Source organism: Streptomyces sediminimaris (assembly GCF_047049295.1).
Taxonomy (GTDB): domain Bacteria; phylum Actinomycetota; class Actinomycetes; order Streptomycetales; family Streptomycetaceae; genus Streptomyces; species Streptomyces sediminimaris.
This window is the reverse complement of the sequence record NZ_JBJWOT010000001.1, coordinates 639062-656342: the sequence shown is the minus strand read 5'-3', so window position 1 is coordinate 656342 and position 17281 is coordinate 639062. Positions and strand designations below refer to the sequence as shown.

The window sequence follows — 17281 nt, the reverse complement described above, 5'->3', positions numbered from 1 at the left end:
CTCGGATCAGGGTTCTCGACCCAAGCGGGCGGCGCGCCGGGCGTGCGACGTTGAGTACAGGAGCAGTCCGAGGAAGCGGGTGGAGATCATGCGAGCCCACATCGGTGACGTACTGGTTGTCGAAAGCCCGACCACCGGCATCACGAGGCGCGACGGCGAGATCGTCGGCCTGCGACACGAGGACGGAACACCTCCCTACGAGGTGCGCTGGTCGGACACGCACGAGGTGACACTCGTGTTCCCCGGCCCTGACGCGCATGTCCGTCATGCCGAACAGCTCCCCGGCACCCCGGTCGCCGAGCGGCGCACGACCGGCACGGCCTGAGACCGCGGGACGTCACGCCGTCCCCGCCCGGGCTGCGCGGCCCGCGCGGGGACGGCGTGACTCACCGGCTCACCGGGTCGTGTCCTGCGGCAGCCGCACCCGGACCGAGGTCGTCTCCCGCACCTCGTCGAACCGCTCGCCGGTCACGGCGGAGAAGCAGTGGACGGCCTCCGGGCGTACGGCGACGCGCAGGTGCGCGCCCTTGCCCTGGGTGGGCCGTCCCGGAAGGCGGACGACCACCGGGGTGATCTCCTGGCCGACCTTTCCGCTGGTGTGCAGATAGGCGACGGCGCCGGTGTCCTCGACCGCGTCGACCACGAGTTCCAGCCCGGGGGTCTCCAGGTCCTCGGGCGCGAGGACGTCGAACCGCTCCGGGCGGATGCCGAGCGTGATCTCCGTGGCACCCTCGGCACCGGCGGCCCGCAGCGTGTCGCGGGGCAACGGCACGAGCAGTGCGCCCAGCAGAGCCCCGTCCGCGGTGAGCGGAAGCCGGAAGAGGTTCATCGCGGGCGACCCGATGAACCCGCCGACGAAGGTGTTGGCCGGGCGTTCGAAGACGTCCTTGGGCGTGCCCACCTGCTGCAGCACCCCGTCCTTGAGCACGGCCAGCCGGTCTCCCATGGTCATGGCCTCGACCTGGTCGTGGGTGACGTAGACGGTGGTGGTGCCCAGGCGGCGCTGCAGCACGGCGATCTGGGTCCGCGTCTGCACCCGCAGCTTGGCGTCCAGGTTGGACAGCGGCTCGTCCATCAGGAACACCCGCGGTTCACGGACGATGGCCCGGCCCATGGCGACACGCTGCCGCTGACCGCCCGAGAGGGACTTGGGCTTGCGGTCCAGGTAGTCCGCGAGGTCCAGGATGGCGGCCGCCTCCTCGACCCGCTGCCGGACGCGCGGCTTCGGCATACCGGCGATCTTCAGGGCGAAGCCCATGTTGTCGGCCGTCGTCATGTGCGGGTACAGCGCGTAGTTCTGGAAGACCATCGCGATGTCGCGGTCCTTGGGCGGCAGGTGGGTGACGTCCCGGTCGCCGATGCGGATCGCCCCGGAGTCGACCTCCTCGAGCCCGGCGAGCATCCGCAGGCTGGTCGATTTGCCGCAGCCGGACGGTCCGACCAGCACCATGAACTCGCCGTCGGCGATCCTGAGATCGAGTTCGCCGACGGCCGGCCGGTCCATGCCGGTGAAGCGGCGGGTTGCCTTGTCGAAGGTCACGGACGCCATGGCCTACCCCTCCCCGATACATCTCCTGCTCCCAAGCTGGAGCGGCCGGCGTGCCGCCGGGAGGACCCGATCGACCCGCATTGCGTGCCGCTCGGCCCTTGGACGATCCCGGGTCCCGGTGGAAGCTGAAAGGGACGAAAGGCCGCGAAGGGGGCATCATGCTTCGTCCGCATCTGAAGCTGCCCCGGCCCGGGCATCCGGGCGGTGACGAGGCGAACACCGACACAGTGCGCTTGATCCCACCGGAGGCGGCACCTCCCGCCGGGGGAGAGGCGGAACGCGGGCCCGTCTTCGTCGACACCAGCGGGCGCCGCGGCCTGCGCATGCGACGACTGGCCTACACGGCGGGCGCGCTGTGCGCCGCGTACACCGGCGTGCTGGTGCTCAGCTTCCTGGGCGCGACGCCGTTCGCCCCGCGGACCGTGCTGCCCGTGCCGGGCCTGCCCTCCCAGAAGCCCGGCAGCGTCCAGGAGCCGCCGGGCGAGCAGCCCGCCACGTCCGTCGGACCGGAGTCCGGCGGCGCGTCCCTGTCGCCCTCCGGCATCCCCGGGCGGTCCGGCTCGCCGACCGCCCCCGCCACATCCGGCGGAGATCCCTCCGAGCCCGCGCAGGACTCCGTGGTGCCCCCCGCACCCACGAACGGCACCACGGTGCCCGCCTCGCCGACCGCCTCTCCCGGCACCGGCCCGGCCTCCAGCCCGCCGGCCTCCGACAGCCCGTCCGCGGACTCCACGCCGCCGGCCACCCCCTCCGGGGTCCTGTCCAGCCCGGTCCCGCAGGCCACCGGCAGCACGCCGGGCTCCGCGCCGTCCGCCGCCGCACCGTCCGCCACCACCAGCAGCGTCCCGCCGGGAAGCTGATCATGTGCGCCCAGCCGTCGAGGCGCTCCACGAGACCCCGGCGCACCCGCCGCGGCACCGCCTCGCGTCCCCGGATCGTCTCCCTCCTCGTCGTCCTGGTCATGGTCGCGGGGGTCCTGCTGCTGCACGGCTACACGCACGGGGAGTTCGCCGCCGACCACCGCGTCCACCCGCCGGTGTCGGCCGACCACGTACCGCGGGAGGTGCTGAACGGCGGTCCGGTGATCGACGCCACCGGGTCCCGGACGCGCAGCCACCGCATCCCCGACCGGACCCTCGCGCTGACCTTCGACGACGGCCCCGACCCGACATGGACCCCGCGGGTCCTCGACGTGCTCGACCGCCACGGCGTCAAGGCCACCTTCTTCGTCATCGGCGCCTCGGTCTCCCGGCACCCCGGTCTTCTGCGGCGCACCGTCGACTCGGGGCACGAGATCGGCGTGCACACCTTCACCCACCCCGACCTGGCGTACCAGTCGGGGTTCCGGGCGGACCGCGAACTGGCCCAGGCCCAGCTGGCCCTGGCCGGGGCGGCCGGCATCCACAGTTCGCTGGTGCGCCCGCCCTACTCGTCCCACGCCGCGGACCTGGACGACGTGTCCTGGCCGGTGATCCAGCGGCTCGGGCGGAAGGGGTACATCACCGCGCTCGTCGACATCGACACCGAGGACTGGAAGCGCCCCGACGCGGCCGCCGTCGCCGCGCACGTCACCCGGGAGCTGACCGGCCAGGGAGCCGTGGTGCTGTTCCACGACGCCGGCGGCGACCGCTCCCGCACCGTGCGCGCCCTGGACATGCTGATCCCGGAACTGCGCGCCCGCGGCTACCGGTTCACCACGGTCACCGACGCGCTCGGCGCCCCCAGCGCCCACCACCCGGTCTCCGGAGCCGAGTTGTGGAGCGGCCGGGTCTTCGTGGCCGCCGTGGCCGTCGGCGACCGGCTCGTACCCGCCCTGGCCGTGCTGATGGTCGCGGTCGGCGTACTGATGCTGCTGCGCTTCGCGGCGATGCTGGTGCTCGCCCACCGCCACGCCCGAGCGCGCCGGGACCGTGACTTCTCCTGGGGGCCGGAGGTCACCGAGCCCGTCAGCGTGGTGATCCCTGCCTACAACGAGGCCAAGTGCGTCACCCAGACCGTGCTCTCCGTCGCCAGGAGCGAGCATCCGGTCGAGACGATCGTGGTGGACGACGGCTCCACCGACGGCACGGCCGACGTCGTCCGGTCGCTCGCGCTGCCCGGCGTCACCGTCCTGCGCCAGCCCAACCGCGGCAAGGCGGCCGCCCTCAACAACGGTGTCGCGCACGCCTCGCACCGGCTCGTCGTGACGATGGACGGCGACACGGTCTTCGAACCGGACACCGTCCACCAGCTGGTGCAGCCCTTCGCCGACCGGCGCGTGGGCGCGGTGGCGGGCAACACCAAGGTCGGCAACCGCGGCCGTCTGCTCGGCACCTGGCAGCACCTCGAGTACGTGATGGGCCTCAACCTCGACCGCCGCATGTACGACGTCCTCGGCTGCATCCCCACCGTGCCCGGAGCCGTCGGCGCCTACCGCCGCACCGCGCTGCGGCACGTCGGCGGGGTGAGCGACGACACCCTCGCCGAGGACACCGACCTCACCATGGCCCTGCACCGGGCGGGCTGGCGGGTGGTGTACGAGGAGCGGGCCCGCGCCTGGACCGAGGCGCCGGCCACCGTCGGGCAGCTGTGGCGGCAGCGGTACCGATGGAGCTACGGCACGCTCCAGGCGATGTGGAAACACCGCCACGCCGTCGTCGAGCGGGGCCACGGCGGGCACTTCGGCCGCTACGGCCTGGCCCTGGTGGTGCTGTTCACCGTCCTCGTCCCGCTGCTGGCCCCGCTCATCGATCTGTTCCTGCTCTACGGGCTGATGTTCCAGGACCCGGCCCGCACCGCGGCCGCCTGGGGCGCGCTGGTCGTCGTCCAGCTGCTGTGCGCCTCCTACGCGCTGCGGCTGGACGGCGAGAAGCAGAGGGCGCTGTGGGCGCTGCCGCTGCAGCAGCTGTTCTACCGCCAGCTCCTGTACACGGTGCTGCTCCAGTCCTGCACCACCGCGCTCACCGGCGCCCGGCTGCGCTGGCACAAGCTGCGCCGGACCGGCCGGGTGGCCGCGCCGGTGCCGCCCGCCCCGTCGCTCGCGCCCGCGGCTGTGCCCGGACCCGCGACCGTCCCCGGACCCGCGACCGTCCCCGAACCAGCAACTGTGCCCGAACCCGCGCCGGCGCCCGCGCCGGTGCGGGGCGCCGCCCGGCCCGCCGCGTCGCCCGCCCGGAGCGGACGCAACCTCTACCTGGACTTCCTGCGTGCCGTCGCCCTGGTCCGCGTGGTGACGTACCACACCTTCGACTGGGCCTGGCTCACCCTCGCCTTCCCCGCGATGGGCGTGATGTTCGCGCTGGCCGGCTCGCTGATGGCCCGTTCCCTCGACCGCGGCGACCGCTCCGCCGCGGCGGTGGTGCGCGCCCGGCTGCGCCGGCTGCTGCCCCCGGTGTGGCTGTTCGGCCTGGTCGTCGTCATCGCCATGCTGCTCACGGGCTGGCGTCCGGACGAGGGCGGCGGTTCGAAGGCGGCCGCGTGGGCGCGGATGGCGCTGTGGATCGTGCCGGTCAGCGAGCCGCCGTTCGCTCACACCGACTGGGCCTGGCAGATCGTCGCGCCGCTCTGGTACATCCGCGCCTACCTGCTGTTCGTGATCGTCTCGCCGCTGCTGCTGCGCGGGTTCCGCCGGGCACCGTGGGTGGCGGTGGCCTCCTTCCTCGCCCTGGCCGCGCCGGCGCAGAGCGAACTGCTGCCGCTGCCGGACCGGGTGGCGGAGCCGATCACCGATTTCGTCACCTTCGGAGCCTGCTGGCTGCTGGGATTCGCCCACCGCGACGGGCTGGTGCGGCGGCTGCCGGCGGCCCGCGTGACGGCGCTCGCCGCGGCGCTGATGGCCGGGGGCGGGGCGTTCGCCCTGACCCACCCGACCGAGGAGGGCTACGACCTCGGGGCGATCCCGCTCGGCCAGGCCCTGTGGTCCTTCGGCTTCGTGCTCCTGCTGCTGCGGTTCGGGCCGGACGGGGACCGCTGGGTGCGCCGCCACCGGCCGGTGCACGCCGGTGTGGTCCTGTTCAACGCCCGTGCCGTGACGGTCTATCTGTGGCACGAGGTCGCGCTGGTCCTCGGCGTGCTGCTCATCGACCAGATGTGGCGGGTGCCCGCGCTGGAGAACTCCCTGCCGCTGGGCGCGAACTGGTTCCTGTACCTGCTGGTCTGGCCGCTCCTCGCGCTCGCGGTCGTCCTGGTGGGCTGGTGCGAGGACAAGGCGGCCCGGCGCCCGGTACGACTGTGGCCGGGGCCGGGCCGCCCTCTCGGGTCAGCCGGTTCAGGCGGTTTCGGCGCATCCGGCCCGTGAGGGCCCGGCGCGTCACCGCTCGAGCGGACCGGCCAGCTGGACGATGTCGTCGGCGGCGACGTCGTGCAACCGGACGGCCAGGTCCTCCAGGGCACGGCTGACGGCGAGTTCGTCACCGATCTCGGGGATGGGGCGGTCGATCGGGTTGCGCCGGGAGACCCCCTTGCCCGTGACGGTCGACGTGTCCCGCGTGGTCAGCACGGCACGCGCGTGCGTCTCGTCGTCGTTCTCGGTGAGGTAGATCTGCACAGTCCACTGCTTGGCTTCCATCGTGATCACTTCCGCGGGGAGCAGGAAGCGGGGCGGCTTCCCTACTCATCAGCGTGTGCCGGTCGCCGGGGGCCGTACAGAGTCGAACGGCCCATCCGAACGGTTCGGCGTCCCTGCCGTCCGCCCGGCGCGCGACGGGCGGCGTGCGCGGCCGCGCCGCCGGTCGGTGGGGCCGTTCGTCCCGCGGGTCGAGCCGCTCGGCCCCTGCGCGCGGGCCGCCCGCGGTGCCAGGGTGAGAAATGAGCCCGTGAGGCGCGGAGGCGGCGGATGCCTCTTTCGGAGGCCCGGTCGCCGCCGGCTCGTTCGGACCGGTCAGGGTGGCGGCCCGAGCAGAGCGGAGCGCGCCTCACGGGTGGGTGCCGGTGTGGGGGCCGGCGCCTGCGGGAAGGGGACGGGCCGACGGCCCGCCCGGATGCCGGGCCCGCACCGGGCCGACGCGGGACGACGTCGTCGTCGGGGAGGCCGCGCGGCTCCATGGGCCCGGCATCTCGCTCGTCAGCCGTGCGGGCCGGCACACCGGCCGGTGTGCCGGCCCGCCTCCGGCAGCCCACGAGGAGGCGGAGGAGCATGACCGTCACGATCGCTCTGGCCGGGGACACCATGCTGGGCCGCGGGGTCGCGGAGGCGCTCGGACACCGCAGGCCGCCGCCCCTGTTCACGCCCGCGGTGCACCAGGCCGTCGCGGCCGCCGACCTGTTCCTGCTGAACCTCGAATGCTGCGTCTCGGACCGCGGTGAGCCCGTCGACGTGCCCGGCAAGCCGTTCTTCTTCCGTGCCCCGCCCCGGGCGGCCGGGGTGCTGGCCGACCTCGGCGTGGACACGGTGTTCCTGGCCAACAACCACGCCCTCGACCACGGCCCGGACGCCCTCCTCGACACCATCGCTCACCTGGCCCGGGCGGGCATCGGCAGTGTGGGTGCCGGCGCGTCGGCCGCGGCGGCCCGCGCCCCGCTCCTGCTGGAGGCGGGCGGGCTGCGTCTCGGGGTCCTGGCGGTGACCGACCACCCGGCCGAGTACGCGGCGGGCGCCGACCGGCCGGGCGTGGCGTACGCGGACCTCCGGCAGGCACAGGCGCCGCGGTGGCTCACCGACTCGATCGGCGCGTTGTCCGAGCAAGCCGATCTCGTCCTGGTGAGCGTGCACTGGGGCCCGAACATGACGCCCCGCCCCGTGCCCCACGTACGGCGCGCCGCCGCCGAACTCACGGCCGCCGGAGCCGACCTGGTCGTCGGGCACTCCGCCCACGTCTTCCACGGCTTCACCCGCCAGGTCCTCTTCGACCTGGGCGACTTCGTCGACGACTACGCCGTGCACCCGGCCCTGCGCAACGATCTGGGCCTGCTCTGGCTGGTCACCCTGGACCGGTCCGGCGTCCGGCACACCGAGGCGGTGCCCATCGCCCTGGACTACTGCCACACCCGCCTCGCCGACCGGGCCGAGTACGCCTGGACCGCCGACCGGCTCACCCGCGCCTGTGCCGAACTCGGTACCCGCGTCGTGGACGACGGCGACCGGCTGACCGTCCGGTGGCCCCACCGGACGGCACGCGCGAGCTGACGGGCGAACCGCTCCGCAGGAGCGGCGGTCCGCCCACCGGCCCGCGTCCGCGGTGCCGGGACCGCTCCGGTCGACGACGGCGAGAGCGATCCACGGCCCCCGCCGGGCAGCCCGTCGGGGCAGCCGCTACGACGCCGTCGTCCCGCCCCGGCTCCGCGCGCCCCGGCCGAGGGCGGCCCTCCGGGCCGGCCGCGAGCGGCCGGCGGCGCACCCGGCGGCCCGGGGCCGGGAGCAGGCGCGGGCCGGGCGCCGAGGAGCGAGCGCCCGTGCGCCCGGCCCGCGGTCCACCGCGGGACGGGCACGGACACCACCGGCCCGGCCGTGCCGCCGGGACCTGGCTGACCTCGCCCGCGCCACCGCCTCCGGTCCCATTACCATGGGCGACATGTCGTTCCTCCGCCGCCGCAGCGCGACTCCCGCCGGCCCAGACTTCGACGTACTGGCCATGGACCCGGGCGACTGGCCCGGCAACCTCGGCGCGGGCCTGCTGCCCGCTCCCGACGGCAGCTGCCAGGGCGTCTTCCTGCGCTACGACCTCTTCGGCGGTCGCGGCCCCGCGATGATCATCGGCAATCTGCCGGAGGGCTCCCCGGCCCGCGAGGTCGCCGAGGGCGAGATCCCCTTCGAGGTCGGCCAGCTCCTGCTCGCGCTGGAGAACGACGAGGAGGTGAGCGTCGTCGGCGTCGACGACATGCCGGTGATGCAGGGCGACAACCTCATGATCGTGCGCCGTCTGAAGCTCTCCGAGAGCCGGATCTCCTGCGTCCAGTTCGACCGCAGCGACCATGTCCTGGTGACCATCGCGGCCTGGGACCGCCCCATCACGGACGACCTGTACGCCCTTCTCAAGCCCCTGCCCGCGGAGCTGTTCCAGCAGGGCTGAGCGCAGGCCCGTACGGCGCACGGCGGGAGGCAGGCGGTCGCCACCACCATGAGCAGGGGCTGCCTGCGCGGCAGTGGGGGAGCCGGAGGAACTGTTCGCTCCCGAGCCGCCGGAGACGGCGCACCGGCCGGCGGGAGGAGCGCACGCCCCTCCCGTCGGCCGGTGCCGTGCCCGGGCCGGCCGCTAGCCCTTCGACGGCATCACCGTCACGTCCGCCGCCCGCACGAACTCCACCCGGTGGCCGTACTGGATCTCGTAGTAGAGGTCCTTGCCCCGTACCACCCGGTGCGAGTCGGTGGTGAAGGTGACCGCGTAGTAGTACTCGCCCGGCACCACGTCACCGACCACGTACTTCTGCCCCTTGGGCAGGGTGTACGGCAGCGGGGAGACCGACTGGACCGGCACCCCCGCCGGATAGGCCGACGCCTCCGGATAGGCGCGCCCGTACACCGGGACGCTGTCCACGCCGGGCTTGGGGGTCACCACGAAGCCGGACGCGGGCACCGCGGTCGGGTCCTTCCCCGGGTTCTTGAACCACGCCTTCTGGCCGAGGTACCAGATCGCCGTCCAGTCGCGGTAGTGACCGGCGACCGCGTACTGCTGACCGGTGGAGGCCCGCGCGGCGACGTCGTTGACGTCGATCGTCGAGGCGCCGGTGCCGTGCAGGCCGACATCCCTGACCAGCGGGGAGCTCTCGTCGTGGTCGGAGTACAGCCGCACCTCACTGCTGCCGTGCGCCGCGCAGGGTTCGTTCCTGGTGACGCAGCCGGTGTACACCGGCCGGTTGGACGCGTAGTCCGGCAGGATGGTCACCAGCCCGCCGCTCCGGCCGGCGGTGCGCCGGAACGGGTGGCCCAGCAGGTCGAAGTAGTGCCGCCAGTCCCAGTACGGGCCGGGGTCGGTGTGCATGCCGGGGACGGTCGAGGCCGTCGGTCCCGGCACGTTCTCGTGGCCGAGGATGTGCTGGCGGTCCAGCGGGATGCGGTACTTCGCGGCCAGGTAGCGCACCAGCCGCGCCGAGGCCCGGTACATCGCCTCCGTGTACCAGGCGTCCGGCGAGGCGAGGAAGCCCTCGTGCTCCAGGCCGATCGACTTGGCGTTGACGTACCAGTTGCCCGCGTGCCAGGCGACGTCCTTGGCCTTCACATGCTGGGCGATGAGCCCGTCCGTGGAGCGCAGGGTGTAGTTCCACGACACATAGGTCGGGTCCTTGATCAGATTGAGCACGCCGTCCCAGGCGCCCTCGGTGTCGTGGATGACGATGTACTTGATGCTCTGCGACGCCGGGCGGTCGCCCAGGTCGTGATTGCCGTAGTCGTTGTCCCCGAACTCCTCGTACGGTGCCGGGATCCACTCGCAGGACACCGACTTCGGGCACTCCGTGCCCTGGTCGGAGACGGTGCGCAGACCGGTCTCCCCGATCTGTGCGGTGTCGGGGGTGAGGTGCGGCCGGGCGGCGAGGGCCACCTGCTGCCCCGCGTCCGTGACGCGCTGGGCGCCGGTGCGGATCACGTCGTAGACGTCGTTGGCGTACGCCGCCGCCGTGGCCGTGTCGTCGGCGCCCGAGAAACGCGCCACCGCGCCGTACCAGTCCGCCGGGTCCGCGCTCAGCGGCTCGCCCAGTGACTTCTGCGCGGCGGCCAGCAGGGCGGCGCCGCCCGCCACGTTCGCCGCGGGATCACTGCGCAGCCGCTCGTCGCTCAGCCCTGTCAGGCGCGCCGCCTTCGGCAGGGTCTTCAGGCGGGCCGGGAGCCGGGAGTTCTCCGGCACCTCCGGGGCCGGGTGCAGGGCGGGGCGGGCCGAGTCGCCGCGTGCGTCCTCCGTGCCCTCGCTGTGGTGCGAGGCGGTGGCGAGCGCGGTGCGGGCGTCGGTGAGATGCATCGGGCCGTAGCCGCCGGAGACGCTCGGCGCGCCCGCGTGCGTGTCCCAGCGGGACTGCAGATAGGAGACGCCCAGCAGCACGCTCTGCGGTACGTGGTACCTGGCGGACGCCGAGGCGAAGGCCGACTGCAGCCGGTCCGTGGCGGACTGGGCGTCGGAGGGGGCCGCGCCGAGCAGCGGCAGCAGCAGAGCCGCCGTGGCGAGGGCGCCGGCGGTGGTGCGGGTGCGTCTGTGGCCGGACGCGGACGTGGGGTCGGTGGCGGATCCTCGCAATGCAGCCTCCTGGGACGGACGAGCGTGGCGGGGCGTGCAGGGCCGGGCGGTGGGTCAGTGGTACCGGCTGGCCGACGATCCGTCAATCATGCCCAGAGGCGGAGGATTTCCCATGTCAACACGAGGGTGGAGGAGTTTCGCGGCGGAGACTTGCGGGCCTGCGGGGCGTCAGTGGCGTACACCAATGGCCCCTTGTGAAAGTTCTTGCCGGAGGTTGCCGCCGCTCACGTGCGGCCCGGGGGCCCGCACACGAAAGGTCCGCGGTGGCCTCCCTCCGGGCGCACCGCGGACCGTCCGTCCCCGTCAGCGAGTGCCGACCGCCGCGCGCACGGCCCGGCGGGCCAGCTGGCAGTCGTCGTGCAGCCGCCTGAGCAGCAGCCGTTGTTCCTCGCCGGACGGCGCAGCACCCGGGTGGGCCGTGCCCGGTGCCGCCGGGGCCGTGTCGTGCATCGAACGCTGCACGGCCGTCTCGTAGGTGCGGATCTCCCGTGTGAGCACCAGCATCAGGTTGACCAGGAACGCGTCACGCGAGGCCGGGCCCGCCGACTGCGCGATCTGGCTGATCTGACGGCGGGCCACCGGCGCGTCCCCGAGCACCGACCACAGCGTGGCCAGGTCGTAGCCCGGCAGGTACCAGCCCGCGTGTTCCCAGTCCACCAGCACTGGACCGGCCGGTGAGAGCAGGATGTTGGACAGCAGGGCGTCGCCGTGGCAGAACTGGCCCATGCCCTGCCGGCCCGCCGAGTGCGCGATGCCGTGCAGCAGCTTCTGCAGGTCGCCCATGTCGCGGTCGGTGAGCAGGCCCAGTTCGTGGTAGCGGGAGATCCGGGCCGCGTAGTCGAGCGGGGCGTCGAAGGTGCCGGCCGGCGGCCGCCAGGCGTTCAGCCGGCAGATCGCGCCGAGGGCCATCCTGATGTCCGCGCGGGGCGGTGCCTCGGCCGGATGCCGCTGGAGCGCCGCCACCCGCCCCGGCATCCGCTCGACGACCAGGGTGCAGTTGTCCGGGTCCGCCGCGATCAGCCTCGGTACCCGCACAGGAGGGCGGTGCCGGACGAACGAGCGGTACGCCGCTATTTCGTGGCGGATCCGCTCGGCCCACGCGGGGGACTGGTCCAGTAAACACTTGGCGACGGCCGTGCTGCGCCCGGTCGTGCCGACCAGGAGCACGGACCGGCCGCTGCGGCGCAGCACCTGGACCGGGGCGAACTCCGGGCAGATCCGGTGCACCGACGCGATCGCCGTACGCAGCTGGGCGCCCTGAGGGCCGGACAGGTCCAGTCTCCCGCTGAGCGGCTGGGTGGCGGTGCCCGGTGCGCGCCGCGGCCGGCCGGCGCCGAGCGCGGGGGCCGCGGGACGGGCTGAGGGGTCGAGGTAGGGGCCGCTGCCGGCCGGGCGGGGGCGCAGCGGCCGGGGCGGGGCGGACACGGAGGACGATGCTGCGTACATGGGCGAAACAGATCCCTTCGTGTGCCTGCGACGACAGTGCGCTACCCGGCCCGGCCCCGTGGGTGCACCCTGGGGAATGCACCCCTTCTTTCGAAGCGGCAACCGGGTCGGGGTGGCGCATTCCTACCTGACACCCGTGGACCAGTGGCACACCATCTGGCGCACCCTGGCGAACCCTGGCGAATAGTCGCCCGGCAACTTGCGGCGGGCTACTGTCAACTCAGCCGAGAACCTGGGGGCTTGACGTGAGCGGACAACCCAACACCCGCCTTGCGGACCTGTTCGGCCTGGCCGGCTGGTCCAAGGGTGAACTCGCGAGGCTGGTCAACCGGCAGGCGGCGGCCATGGGCCACCCCCAGCTGTCGACCGACACCTCCCGGGTACGGCGTTGGATCGACATGGGGGAGATCCCACGCGATCCGGTGCCGAGGGTGCTGGCGACGCTGTTCACCGAGCGTCTCGGCCGTGTCGTGACCATCGAGGACCTCGGTCTGGTCCGGCACGGGCGTACGGGGAAACGGCAGGACGCCGGGAGCGCAGAACATCCCGACGGTGTGCCGTGGGCGCCCGAGCGGACCGCGGCGGTCCTCACCGAATTCACGGGAATGGACCTCATGCTCAACCGACGCGGCTTGGTGGGCGCGGGCGTCGCGCTCACCGCAGGATCCGCACTCAGCAGCGCCATGTACGAGTGGCTGCACACCGACCCGACACTCTCCGCCGACGCTCCCTACCACGACAACCCCCTGCACGCCGACCCCGCTGGGTTCGACCGCTTCGAGGCCGCCCCCATCGGGTCGCAGGAGATCGAGGAACTGGAACGCTCGGTCGAGGTGTTCCGCGCCTGGGACGCGGCCCGCGGCGGCGGGCTGCAGCGCAAGGCGGTCGTGGGCCAGCTCAACGAGGTGGGCGGCATGCTCGCCTACCGCCACCCCGACCATCTCCAGCGGCGCCTGTGGGGCGTCGCCGCCAACCTCGCCGTCCTCGCGGGCTGGATGTCGCACGACGTCGGCCTGGAGCCCACGGCCCAGAAGTACTTCGTCATCGCCGCCCACGCGGCCCGGGAGGGCGGCGACCGGCCGCGCGCCGGGGAGGCGCTGTCCAGAGCGGCTCGCCAGATGGTGCACCTCGGCCGGCCCGACGACGCGCTGGACCTGATGAAGCTCGCCCAGTCGGGCTCCGGCGAAGAGGTGCTGCCGCGCACCAGGGCGATGCTCTACACGATCGAGGCCTGGGCCCAGGCCTCGATGGGCAAGGGCCAGGCCATGCGCCGCACCCTCGGCCGGGCGGAGGACCTCTTCGTCTCCGACAAGGGTGACGTGCCGTCGCCGAGCTGGATGCAGATGTTCAAGGAGGAGGACCTCTACGGCATGCAGGCCCTGGCCTACCGCACACTGGCCGAGCACGAGCCGGGAGCGGCCGCGCAGGCCCAGCACTACGCGGAGAAGGCGCTGGCCCTGAGGGTCGACGGACGGCAGCGGTCGAAGATCTTCGACTTCCTGTCCATGGCCTCCGCCTGCTTCATCGCGGACGATCCCGAACAGGCGGACCGGTACGCGCGCCTGGCCCTGATGTCGATGGGGACCAACTCCTCCCACCGCACCTGGGACCGGCTGCGGCAGATGTACCGGCTCACCGCGGAGTACTCCAGCTACCCGAAGATCCACGAGCTGCGGGAGGAGATCAAGCTGGCGCTGCCGAAGTCGGCGGCGAAGGGCGGCGGCAGCGTACGGATATAGGAGCCCCTGCGGCTGCGGCCGGTGCACCGCACCGGGCGTGTGCCGTCCGGTGGTTCACATCACCCTGGCGAACAGTACGCAGGCGTCGTCCTCGCGTTCGGTCTCGCCGAACTCCTTCACGACCGTCCGTACGCAGTCCTGCGCGGTGCCGACCCCGGCGAAGCCGGGGGCCAGGTCCAGAAGGCGGTTCACGGTCTGGGCGACGTCGTGCCCGGGCACCAGCCCGTCGGTGTGCAGCAGGAGCAGATCGCCCGGCCGGAGGGTCTCTTCGGCCTGCTCGTAACGGGCACCGGAGGTCGCGCCGAGCAGGACGCCGCCCGGCGTGCGCAGCCTGCGCCCCGCCCCGTCGCGGTACAGCAGCGGGGCGGGGTGTCCGGCCTGCGCCCAGGTGAGCGTGCGGGTGGCGGGGTGGTAGCGGCAGCAGACGGCGCTGCCGAGGGCCGGCTGCACGGTGGCGTCGAGTAGCTGGTTCAGCCAGGACATCAGCTGCCCGGGCTCGGTGCCCGCCATCGCCATGCCGCGCACCGCACCCAGCAGCGTCGCCATGCCCGAGGCGACGGCGACACCGTGTCCGGTGAGGTCGCCGACGCTCAGGAGCGTCTCGCCGTCGGGCAGTTCCAGCGCGTCGTACCAGTCGCCGCCGATCAGCGTGCTGGTCGACGAGGGCAGGTGGTGCGCCGCCAGATCCAGCGTCCTGGGGCCCTGGTGGGGGAGCCGCAGCAGGCCGCGCCACGGCGGCAGCACGGCCTCCTGCAGTTCGATCGCGAGCCGGTGCTCGCTCTGCGCGCGGTGCTGGTGGCGCTGGAGCGAGTCACGGGTCTCGCTCACCGCCTTCTGGCTGCGGCGCAGTTCACTGACGTCGCGCAGCACGGCCCACATCGAGGAGGTGCTGCCGTCGGCGTCGAGCACGGGCTCGCCCATCATGTGCACCGCGCGCACCTCGCCGTCCGGGCGCACCACGCGGAACTCACCGTCGATGTGCCGCGCGTCGACGAGGCAGTCCGTGACCATCGCCGTCAGCTTCGCGCGGTCCTCGTCCACCACCACCGACGGCAGTTCGTCGAGGCTGAGCGGGGGAGCGGCGGGGTCACGGCCCAGTATCCGGTAGAGCTCCGCGGACCAGCTCGCCTCGTCCGTCAGCAGGTTCCACTCGGCGCTGCCGACGCGGCTGAGCAGCGAGCCGGGCCGCGGGTCGGTCGGCGCGGATCTGGTCCCGGGGGCCGGCGGCAGCGCTGCCGGACCGTCCCGTAACTGCCCCAAGTGGGCGTCGAGATCGGTGAGCTGGTGCAGCGCCAGGTCGCACAGCGCGCGCTGCCAGCGCCCCTGGGGGTCCGAACCGTCGCCGTGCGCCTCCCGCCGTACGGCGTCCACCTCGCCCTTGAGCCGCCGCGCCTGCGAGATCAGCGCGTCGACCGAGCCGCGTCCTGGTGGCTGGGCGGCTGAGCGATCCGCGGAGAGGTGGGACGGCATGGAGCACTCCGAGGCGGGGAGGATGCGACCGGGAAGGACGGATCTGGGGACCGGTTACGACTGTTGCACAGCCCGCGACGCCCTGTAAGGGATTTGGCGACACCCGATGCGGTGGTGCAGCTGGCATATGCCAGCGTCTTCCCGGGCCGACCGGGCGGCGCTGCGGTGAGTCCGGCAGGCTCGCCCGCGACCGGACCGGCCCTGCCGGTCGAGTGACGTAGTTCACACAAATTGGGAAGCGCTTCGATGTAATGCAAACGCGGTCTGCGGGGTCGTACAAGAACACGGCAATCCGGCCGACCCGACGACCGCAGTGGAGAGCGACCATGGACATCACCCTCGAGCAGCCCGCCCGCGGCCGTCTGATCACCGCCGACGAGCAGGAGTTCGCCGTCCCCCTCACGTTGCGCTACGTCTCCACGGACCCGCTGGCCATGCATCTCGACTTCCCGCCCGAGGTCTCCCTGGACGGCACGGACGTCACCTGGACCTTCGGCAGGGCGCTGCTGGACGAGGGGCTGCGCGGGCCCGCGGGCGACGGCGACGTGCACCTCTGGCCGTGCGGAGCGGAGCGTACGGCCATGGAACTCCACTCGCCCTACGGCATGGCCCTGCTCCGTTTCGACACGCCCGCCCTGCGCCGGTTCCTGCTGCGCACCTACGCGGTGGTGCCGGCCGGGCAGGAGGACGTCGGCGCCTCCGTCGAGCAGGGCCTGAGCGCGCTGTTCGGCAACGTGTGAGTCAGTACCGCAGGACGCCCGCGATGCCGGACGCGTCCCCCAGGGTGCCGTCCGGCACGAACCGGACGTCGGCACCCGTCTCCAGGCACTGCTCGACGATCTCGTCCACGATGTCCTCGCGGGCGTCGAGATCGCCGACGCCGGCTGGCGCGAGGTGCTCACCGAGGGCGTCGCGCACCGTCATACGGTAGTTCTCCTCGACCGCGAGCAGCCGTACGCGGCCCTCGCGGGCGCTCTGCCAGACCTCGTCGACACCGGCCGCGAACGCCTTCTGGCCGCGGGCCGTTTCGAGTTCCCGGGCCACGGCCTCGGTGCTCCTGCGCGTCTCGGCGGCGAGCGTGGGCCGCAGCGCCTGCCACACGGCGTCCGGAGTGCCGTGCGCGAGACCGCCGCGCGGCACGTGCACCGCCTCCTTGGCGATGCCGCCCAACTCGTCCAGCAGGGACAGGGCGGCCGGCTCAGCGGTGACGTAGAGCGGCCGGGGCTCCTCGCGCAGGACCATGCCCATCGCGGCGTCGGCCTCGCGCAGGAAGTGCCGGGTGTCCTCGTCGCGGAAGGTGCTCGGCACGTCGCCGATCCGTTCCTTGCGCTCGACGTCGAAGTTCTCCGGGCGCCGGGTGCGGGGGAAGCCGCCGCTGTGGTCCTCCACGACGCGATCCGTCCCGCCGCTCCACAGCGTGACCCGGTCGGCGGAGACCGACAGCACCCAGAACGGCCGTTCCGCGGCGTGCGCGGAGACGAGGTTGCGGGTCAGGAAGGTGTCGGAGAGCACCACGCGCTCCGGGACGGTGCGGGCGAGCGACCACACCTGGTGCTCGCCCGGAGCGGCGAAGATCACCAGACCGTCCTCGGCGTGCGCCAGGTCCACCTCCGTGAGGGCCTGGTCGAGTTGGCGGACCACGTCCAGACGCCGCTCCCGGCTCACGGCGGGATCGGCCTCCAGCTGCCTCCTGGCCTCGGCCACCACATTGCGCAGCCGGACCGGATCCTGGGTTTTCTCGGGCTCCCGGCGGTGTGTCGGCGTCAGCACGGACACGGCCGGATAGGCGCGCGGGCGCCGGAGCTCGGACAAGGTTGAGGGACTCAGGTCGTGCTCCATATCAGCACGATAGGACCGTTTCGCCGATCAGGCACCAGGGGCGGTCGGGCGGAGCGGACGGCCGGAGCCAGGGCCGCCACCGGGGCCGCGGCCCCGGT

12 protein-coding genes and 1 pseudogene are annotated in these 17281 nt (G+C 73.3%); 7 read left to right on the top strand and 6 right to left on the bottom strand.

The annotated features are described in order from the left end of the window. Positions 1-88 precede the first annotated feature (88 nt). Positions 89-307 (top strand): annotated as a pseudogene (locus tag ACJ9NR_RS03040) (DUF1918 domain-containing protein); the annotation flags it as partial. A gap of 87 nt (positions 308-394) precedes the next feature. Here the strand turns inward: ACJ9NR_RS03040 and ACJ9NR_RS03035 are convergent. Continuing rightward, entirely contained in the window at positions 395-1549 is a 1155-nt protein-coding gene (locus ACJ9NR_RS03035; protein ID WP_412489925.1) for an ABC transporter ATP-binding protein, read from the bottom strand. Between the two features lie 158 nt (positions 1550-1707). Here ACJ9NR_RS03035 and ACJ9NR_RS03030 point away from each other — a divergent pair, with 158 nt between their 5' ends. Beyond that, positions 1708-2409 carry a hypothetical protein gene (locus ACJ9NR_RS03030; RefSeq protein WP_412489926.1) on the top strand — a complete coding sequence of 234 codons (702 nt, stop codon included), beginning with the start codon at positions 1708-1710 and terminating at the stop codon, positions 2407-2409. Between the two features lie 2 nt (positions 2410-2411). Next, complete coding sequence (locus ACJ9NR_RS03025) at positions 2412-5825, top strand: glycosyltransferase (RefSeq protein WP_412489927.1); 3414 nt, start codon at positions 2412-2414, stop codon at positions 5823-5825. A 12-nt stretch (positions 5826-5837) separates the two neighbouring features. Here ACJ9NR_RS03025 and ACJ9NR_RS03020 read toward each other — a convergent pair whose 3' ends face one another. Continuing rightward, positions 5838-6095, bottom strand: coding sequence for a DUF1876 domain-containing protein (locus tag ACJ9NR_RS03020; protein WP_412489928.1), 258 nt, complete (start codon positions 6093-6095; stop codon positions 5838-5840). A 567-nt stretch (positions 6096-6662) separates the two neighbouring features. Here ACJ9NR_RS03020 and ACJ9NR_RS03015 point away from each other — a divergent pair. Next, a complete protein-coding gene (locus ACJ9NR_RS03015; protein ID WP_412489929.1) occupies positions 6663-7652 on the top strand; it encodes a CapA family protein in 990 nt (329 codons plus the stop codon). Between the two features lie 385 nt (positions 7653-8037). Then, positions 8038-8535 carry a hypothetical protein gene (locus ACJ9NR_RS03010; RefSeq protein WP_412489930.1) on the top strand — a complete coding sequence of 166 codons (498 nt, stop codon included), beginning with the start codon at positions 8038-8040 and terminating at the stop codon, positions 8533-8535. Positions 8536-8718: 183 nt separating this feature from the next. On the opposite strand, the gene ACJ9NR_RS03005 is transcribed toward ACJ9NR_RS03010, so the two are convergent. Further along, positions 8719-10689 (bottom strand): N-acetylmuramoyl-L-alanine amidase, encoded by a 1971-nt coding sequence (locus ACJ9NR_RS03005; RefSeq protein WP_412489931.1) that lies wholly within the window; start codon positions 10687-10689, stop codon positions 8719-8721. 303 nt (positions 10690-10992) lie between these two features. Further along, positions 10993-12135: an aminoglycoside phosphotransferase family protein gene (locus ACJ9NR_RS03000; RefSeq protein WP_412489932.1), complete on the bottom strand. Its 1143-nt coding sequence runs from the start codon at positions 12133-12135 to the stop codon at positions 10993-10995. A 245-nt stretch (positions 12136-12380) separates the two neighbouring features. On the opposite strand from ACJ9NR_RS03000, the gene ACJ9NR_RS02995 reads away from it, so the two are divergent. Beyond that, positions 12381-13874, top strand: a complete 1494-nt coding sequence (locus tag ACJ9NR_RS02995) for a DNA-binding protein NsdB (RefSeq protein ID WP_412489933.1) — start codon at positions 12381-12383, stop codon at positions 13872-13874. Between the two features lie 54 nt (positions 13875-13928). On the opposite strand, the gene ACJ9NR_RS02990 is transcribed toward ACJ9NR_RS02995, so the two are convergent. Next, entirely contained in the window at positions 13929-15344 is a 1416-nt protein-coding gene (locus ACJ9NR_RS02990) for a PP2C family protein-serine/threonine phosphatase (RefSeq protein ID WP_412489934.1), read from the bottom strand. 326 nt (positions 15345-15670) lie between these two features. On the opposite strand from ACJ9NR_RS02990, the gene ACJ9NR_RS02985 reads away from it, so the two are divergent. After that, a complete protein-coding gene (locus ACJ9NR_RS02985) occupies positions 15671-16084 on the top strand; it encodes an SsgA family sporulation/cell division regulator (RefSeq protein WP_412489935.1) in 414 nt (137 codons plus the stop codon). 1 nt (position 16085) lies between these two features. Here the strand turns inward: ACJ9NR_RS02985 and ACJ9NR_RS02980 are convergent, their stop codons facing one another. Beyond that, the gene (locus ACJ9NR_RS02980) at positions 16086-17183 is read right to left on the bottom strand and encodes a baeRF3 domain-containing protein (protein WP_412489936.1); all 1098 of its coding nucleotides are present in this window, start codon (positions 17181-17183) and stop codon (positions 16086-16088) included. Between the last annotated feature and the right edge of the window lie 98 nt (positions 17184-17281).

Bases quoted from the DNA above. Each gene is read 5' to 3' on its own strand.
- ACJ9NR_RS03035 (WP_412489925.1), bottom strand. From the start codon at position 1,549: ATGGCGTCCGTGACCTTCGACAAGGCAACCCGCCGCTTCACCGGCATG.
- ACJ9NR_RS03025 (WP_412489927.1), top strand. From the start codon at position 2,412: ATGTGCGCCCAGCCGTCGAGGCGCTCCACGAGACCCCGGCGCACCCGC.
- ACJ9NR_RS03000 (WP_412489932.1), bottom strand. From the start codon at position 12,135: ATGTACGCAGCATCGTCCTCCGTGTCCGCCCCGCCCCGGCCGCTGCGC.
- ACJ9NR_RS02990 (WP_412489934.1), bottom strand. From the start codon at position 15,344: ATGCCGTCCCACCTCTCCGCGGATCGCTCAGCCGCCCAGCCACCAGGA.
- ACJ9NR_RS02985 (WP_412489935.1), top strand. From the start codon at position 15,671: ATGGACATCACCCTCGAGCAGCCCGCCCGCGGCCGTCTGATCACCGCC.
- ACJ9NR_RS03030 (WP_412489926.1), top strand. From the start codon at position 1,708: ATGCTTCGTCCGCATCTGAAGCTGCCCCGGCCCGGGCATCCGGGCGGT.
- ACJ9NR_RS03010 (WP_412489930.1), top strand. From the start codon at position 8,038: ATGTCGTTCCTCCGCCGCCGCAGCGCGACTCCCGCCGGCCCAGACTTC.
- ACJ9NR_RS03020 (WP_412489928.1), bottom strand. From the start codon at position 6,095: ATGGAAGCCAAGCAGTGGACTGTGCAGATCTACCTCACCGAGAACGAC.
- ACJ9NR_RS02980 (WP_412489936.1), bottom strand. From the start codon at position 17,183: ATGGAGCACGACCTGAGTCCCTCAACCTTGTCCGAGCTCCGGCGCCCG.
- ACJ9NR_RS03015 (WP_412489929.1), top strand. From the start codon at position 6,663: ATGACCGTCACGATCGCTCTGGCCGGGGACACCATGCTGGGCCGCGGG.